This is a genomic window from Halomonas sp. SIMBA_159 (genome assembly GCF_046536035.1).
GTDB classification, from domain to species: Bacteria; Pseudomonadota; Gammaproteobacteria; order Pseudomonadales; family Halomonadaceae; genus Vreelandella; species Vreelandella venusta_A.
In genome coordinates, this window is record NZ_JAWJBT010000958.1 from 1 (window position 1) to 258 (window position 258).

Sequence of the window (258 nt, forward strand, 5' to 3'; positions counted from 1 at the left end):
CGTCGTAGCGGGTCACCAGCGCGCCGGAGATCGGCGCTGGGGTGCGGGTGTAGGCGTAGCCGCGGAAATCGACCGTGCGGGCCTTGTCGCCGGTCCTGTAGTCGAGCACGCCCGGCTGGCCGGCGAGATTGGCGCGGTCGGCGGCATCGGCCTGCGCGCGCCAGTGCCGGCCGTTGCGCGCGGCCTGTTCGAGCACCGAGACGATGGTGTTGCGCATGATCCGCACGCGCTGCGCGTACGGCTTCCACGAATGGGTCT

At 71.7% G+C, this 258-nt stretch carries 1 protein-coding gene; it reads right to left on the reverse strand.

Going from position 1 to position 258, the window contains the following annotated elements; translation table 11 throughout:
• On the reverse strand, positions 1-217 hold a 217-nt coding region (locus R0J87_RS22090), incomplete at its 3' end, for a hypothetical protein (RefSeq protein ID WP_498888992.1).
• Positions 218-258: the final 41 nt, after the last annotated feature.